The 4,323-nt window shown below is 55.3% G+C and carries 6 protein-coding genes, 1 tRNA gene and 2 pseudogenes; 6 read left to right on the top strand and 3 right to left on the bottom strand.

Going from position 1 to position 4,323, the window contains the following annotated elements:
• Window positions 1–321 precede the first annotated feature (321 nt).
• From BOW53_RS12405 to BOW53_RS12400, 3 genes are read left to right on the top strand one after another with little or no spacing between them, the layout of a single operon-like run.
• Window positions 322–549 carry a helix-turn-helix transcriptional regulator gene (locus BOW53_RS12405; RefSeq protein WP_078488285.1) on the top strand — a complete coding sequence of 76 codons (228 nt, stop codon included), beginning with the start codon at window positions 322–324 and terminating at the stop codon, window positions 547–549.
• Complete coding sequence (locus tag BOW53_RS12885; RefSeq protein ID WP_172838902.1) at window positions 539–1,270, top strand: tyrosine-type recombinase/integrase; 732 nt, start codon at window positions 539–541, stop codon at window positions 1,268–1,270. Before BOW53_RS12405 ends, BOW53_RS12885 begins: the two co-directional genes overlap by 11 nt.
• A complete protein-coding gene (locus BOW53_RS12400; protein ID WP_425442935.1) occupies window positions 1,263–1,589 on the top strand; it encodes a tyrosine-type recombinase/integrase in 327 nt (108 codons plus the stop codon). Before BOW53_RS12885 ends, BOW53_RS12400 begins: the two co-directional genes overlap by 8 nt.
• A 38-nt stretch (window positions 1,590–1,627) precedes the next feature.
• On the opposite strand, the gene BOW53_RS12395 is transcribed toward BOW53_RS12400, so the two are convergent.
• The 3 genes and pseudogenes from BOW53_RS12395 to BOW53_RS14015 all read right to left on the bottom strand — a co-directional run.
• Window positions 1,628–1,704 (bottom strand) — tRNA-Arg (locus tag BOW53_RS12395).
• A gap of 96 nt (window positions 1,705–1,800) precedes the next feature.
• Window positions 1,801–2,484 carry a MinD/ParA family ATP-binding protein gene (locus BOW53_RS13440; protein WP_245832143.1) on the bottom strand — a complete coding sequence of 228 codons (684 nt, stop codon included), beginning with the start codon at window positions 2,482–2,484 and terminating at the stop codon, window positions 1,801–1,803.
• A 16-nt stretch (window positions 2,485–2,500) separates the two neighbouring features.
• Window positions 2,501–3,082: pseudogene (locus tag BOW53_RS14015) on the bottom strand (AAA family ATPase); the annotation flags it as partial.
• Window positions 3,083–3,184: 102 nt separating this feature from the next.
• On the opposite strand from BOW53_RS14015, the gene BOW53_RS12380 reads away from it, so the two are divergent.
• The 3 genes and pseudogenes from BOW53_RS12380 to BOW53_RS14010 form a co-directional block, all read left to right on the top strand.
• On the top strand, window positions 3,185–3,481 hold the full coding sequence (locus tag BOW53_RS12380) for an HDOD domain-containing protein (RefSeq protein WP_172838900.1): 297 nt from the start codon (window positions 3,185–3,187) through the stop codon (window positions 3,479–3,481).
• An 8-nt stretch (window positions 3,482–3,489) separates the two neighbouring features.
• Window positions 3,490–4,254 (top strand): HDOD domain-containing protein, encoded by a 765-nt coding sequence (locus BOW53_RS12375; protein ID WP_078488281.1) that lies wholly within the window; start codon window positions 3,490–3,492, stop codon window positions 4,252–4,254.
• Window positions 4,253–4,323 (top strand): annotated as a pseudogene (locus BOW53_RS14010) (hypothetical protein); the annotation flags it as partial. The gene BOW53_RS12375 and the pseudogene BOW53_RS14010, both read left to right, overlap by 2 nt.

Here is a 4,323-nt window from a genome sequence, read left to right as displayed (position 1 = left end):
ACTGGAAAAAGAAAGTAATCTCAGGCCATAATCCGGCTATCTAGGCGGGTCAATATTAGATGCAAAACCTGGGTCAGTTTTAACTGCAAATCAACACCCGTGAGGGGATTACGGACCCTTATTCGGGGGCTCCCGCATTCTTTCGCGCCGCCAAAGACTTCCACGAGGGCCGGGCGCATTTCACAGGGCTCTCGTTTGATGACTACATCCTCCAGAAGGTGCAGGCCAAGGCCCGGCGCTACGGCACCATGGTGAACCAGCCAGAGGGCAAATCACACCCGGCGGATGCCGCTGTGGCGCGGGAATACCGGAGACGGAGCGATGGCGAATGATCCCGAAAACACTGCCCTTTCCCTCCCCGCGACACGCTGCCTTTCGAAGCTGCAGGCCGCACAGTACCTGGGGATCGGGGTCACGCTACTTACCGAGATCGGTCCGCTGCCCATCAAGCTGGGGCGGCGCTGCCTCTATGACGTGGTTGACCTCGATGCCTGGCTCGATGAATATAAGCGCGAGGGCGGGCCAGAAAGGAGGTTTTATGGCCCGTGAAAAAGGACTCTACAGACGGAAAGACTCGCCCTTCTGGTGGATCGATACAGTCCTCCCAGATGGACGCCGAATATGCAAAAGCACTCGGCTTAAAGAGTTAGACGCAGCAGAAGAGTACTTAGTGCGCCTCAAGGCGGAAGCCTATGAGGCATTACGGCGAGGGATTCTGGTCGATAGAGATTGGGCAGATGCCGTTGTTCGTTATGTAGAGGTGAGTAAGGACAAGCGTCCACTGAATGATGACATCGCCCATCTACGTCGACTCGATCCATATCTCGCCAAAAGGCGACTCAGAGAGATCAACATGGAGGCACTCTGGCCGTTTATAACTGATCGCAGGGAACGCGATGGTGTTTCGAACGCGACAATCAACCGTGCACTGGAAGTGGTACGGCGTATTCTCCACCTGGCCCGCGATGAATGGGGCTGGTTGGAGCGGTTCCCCCGCATTCGCATGCTTAAGGAGCCGAAGCGCCGCGTCCGCTTCCTGACGCGAGAGGAGGCTGACCGCCTCCACCACGCGTTGCCGCCTCACCTGCAGCCTGTTGTCCAGTTCGCCCTGGCGACCGGCTGTCGGATGGGAGAGATCCTGGGCCTGGAGTGGCACAGGGTGGATCTTGAGCGGCGAGTGGCTTGGCTCGACCCAGGGACGACCAAAAACGGGGAAGGCCGGGGGGCTCCCGCTCAACAAAGAGGCACTGCTCGCCCTGAGGGTGGTTGAGCGCCAGCATGAGCGCTGGTGTTTCACTTATGACGGGCGGCGGATGGATCGGGTCGGCTCCGCGTGGAAACGCAGCCTGGCGCGGGCGGTGATCACGAACTTTCGGTTTCATGATCTTCGCCACACCTGGGCGAGCTGGCACGTGATGAACGGCACGAGCCTCCAGGAGTTGATGGAGCTCGGCGGTTGGAAGTCGTATGAGATGGTGCTGCGATACGCCCATCTCGCCCCGGAGCACTTGGCGGAGGCGGCGGCGCGTATTGAGCGTCAATTGGAGATCGTAGAACAGAGCCCTACGATTTCTCTACGCCAGCAATAAAAAAGGCCTACCGAAGTACGGTAAGCCTTTGATTTGTATGGCGCGCCCGGCACGATTCGAACGTGCGACCGCCTGGTTCGTAGCCAGGTACTCTATCCAGCTGAGCTACGGGCGCTTGATCAGGAGGGCGTATTATTCAGATTTGGCCGTGTGCTGTCAATGGCTTAATAGAGAAAAACCACTGCCTGCGGGGGTATTGGATTGAGCGGCGTTACCCTTCCAGGAACCCGACCTGGGCAGCAAACTGGCAGGCAGACACCATATCCTGCAGCTTGGCATTGCCACACTCCCGGCAATCCGGGTGAAACAGCGTGGGCCGCGGCTTGTCTTCTGATTTCCCCGGCGGGATTTCTGTTCCCTTTCCTGCATTGTCTACCTGGCTCTCCGGATCCATCAGCCGCATGACCGATTGGCTCAGCCTTGAAATCTCATCCGGGTTGCGCTCGCAGAATTCCCGGAGGGTGACGAGGAGTTCCTCGACCAGCGGGTCTGGTGCCTGGTCGCTGAACTGCCCTTCAATGGCCGGGGCCTGCTCTTCAACCAACCCAATTTTTGCTGCACTCTCCTCCGGGACAGCAGGTACCGGTTGTTCTCCATCCTGGGCATCACACAGCAGTTCAAAATGCTCACTGAAGAATTTTTCGTTGCGCTTTTTCAGTGCATTGGTGAGGAGGTAGCTCGCATTTTCCAGGCAGCAAGTGGCATGACTGTCTGGATACTCCAGCAGGAACGGCTTCTGTGCCCACACAGATGCAGCTACCCTGTGATCGGAAAAAACGAAACTCAGGTAGAAGACCTCGATGCCAAGGTACTTCACAACCGCTCCCTTGAAACGCTTGAAGGTATCGTGGGCACTCCCCCCTGTTTTGAACAAGGTTGATGAGAACAAATACATGGCCCTTGAAATCATGCTGCTTCAACACCTTGAGCAAGGAATAGGCATCCGTGAGCGATGTGGGTTCCGGTGTAATGGTAATAACAACGTAGGGTGCTGCCAGAAGGAACTGTATAAGGGAGTCTGATATGCCGGCTCCGGTATCGATCACAAGATAATCGAACTGGGACTCCAACTGCTTGAGCCCTTTGACCAGGTGGTTCTGTTGCTCCTTGGAGAGATGCACAAACTCACCGATACCTGTTGCACCGGGAACGATCTTAACCCCACCGGGTGCATCTACAAGGATATCCTCGATACTGTTTTCATTCCTAACATAGTGCTCCAGGGTGTATTGAGGTGACAGGCCGAGCAGGATGTTGACGTTGGCCAGGCTGGTGTCGGCATCGAACAGGCAGACCTTTTTACCCTCGGAGGCAAGGGAGATGCTGAGATTCGTGGAGATACAGGTTTTGCCCACGCCACCCTTGCCGCTGGTAACAGCAAAAACATGAGCATATCCGGGGGCATTTTGCGTCTGGTCAGTGCCTCCTGCCGATGACTCGGGCGGCAGACCAGGGCCTGCGGGCTGAAGCGGGGCTGTACCTGTTGAGGTCAACGCAGGATTAAAACTCCTTTTTTAAACTAAAAATCACTTTTAAATCATTGACTTACTGGAGTTTTTTGTTACATTTTATTAACTATGGGTGCCTCCACAATAATGAATGCAGCCCAAATCGATGCGGGAAAGCTCCCAGTCGTCCCTCATGTACTGCTTAAATTAATCGAAGCTTGTCATAAAGTCGATGTCAGTTTCGACGAGATCGCCGAGATTGTTAAGCAGGATGCATCCCTTTGCACAAAGATACTGGCAGTTGCAAACAGCCCCCTTTATTTCCAGTGGAATAATATCGACAGCCTTAACCGCCTTTTGGTGGTACTGGGTGTGGACACAATAAAAACCATTGCCGTCACCTCGGTGGTGCAGCAGTTTTTTCCCAGTTCAATGCGGACGTAGGGCAGCAGATGGGGACCTTCTGGAAGCAGTCCCTGACCTGCGCCCACATGATGAAGTCCCTTGCCAAGCTGACCGAATACGAACCGGTGGACGAGGCCTATGTCACTGGATTGCTGCACAACCTTGGGCAACTGGTTTACCTCAAGGCACACTCCAACGAGTACCCGGAACTCCTGCAGCAGGCGAATACGGACGAGGAACTGGACAGCCAGGAGCGTGAGCGCTACGGCGCAACCGGTATCGAAGTCGGCGCCTACCTGCTAAATCAGTGGACCACTGACTCATTTGTCAGCGACGCCATCCTGTTCCAGCATGAACCTGCCGAGCGCATCCACGATGCCCAGCCCCTGATCAAGCTGCTGAACCTTGCCCACAAATTGAGTGACGGCGGTGTAGCCGAAGAAAAACTGCTAGAGGAGGCAGATCTCCTTTACGGCCTGACCCAGCCCATGCTGGATGAGCTGCAGGCGAGCGTCAGACAGCAAGTTCTGGAAACCGCAAAGACATACGGCATCAAGATTACCCTGCAGGACAATAAAGAGGTTGTGCAGAATGTTGATGATGAAGCTGCCCGTATTGAGCTGGCCAAGCTGACCCGGGGATTTGCCCTTCTGGGTGGACAACAGGAGATACCGCAGACCCCAGAAGACGAGGCGGGTTTGTGGCGAGGTCTGCTTCGTGATCTTGGGCTCCTGTTCGGGTTCAACGACACCATCGCCTTCAAATATGACAAGGACAGCGGCCAGCTCCACTTGTCTAATTACTTACGATAACAACCGCTACAGTGTGCCAGCCAGCTTTGCCAATCGGCCAGTTAGTCTGCGCGTGTATGCTGATCGGTT

Origin of the sequence: Solemya velesiana gill symbiont (assembly GCF_002020805.1) — a bacterium.
Taxonomy (GTDB): domain Bacteria; phylum Pseudomonadota; class Gammaproteobacteria; order Chromatiales; family Chromatiaceae; genus Sedimenticola_A.
The sequence above is the reverse complement of the archived record's forward strand: the minus strand, read 5'-3'. Positions and strand labels throughout refer to the sequence as shown.

What these genes read in the sequence shown, in the direction of transcription:
- BOW53_RS12885 (WP_172838902.1), top strand. Translation starts at nt 539, where the DNA reads ATGGCCCGTGAAAAAGGACTCTACAGACGGAAAGACTCGCCCTTCTGG.
- BOW53_RS12380 (WP_172838900.1), top strand. Translation starts at nt 3,185, where the DNA reads ATGAATGCAGCCCAAATCGATGCGGGAAAGCTCCCAGTCGTCCCTCAT.
- BOW53_RS13440 (WP_245832143.1), bottom strand. Translation starts at nt 2,484, where the DNA reads ATGTATTTGTTCTCATCAACCTTGTTCAAAACAGGGGGGAGTGCCCAC.
- BOW53_RS12405 (WP_078488285.1), top strand. Translation starts at nt 322, where the DNA reads ATGGCGAATGATCCCGAAAACACTGCCCTTTCCCTCCCCGCGACACGC.
- BOW53_RS12375 (WP_078488281.1), top strand. Translation starts at nt 3,490, where the DNA reads ATGGGGACCTTCTGGAAGCAGTCCCTGACCTGCGCCCACATGATGAAG.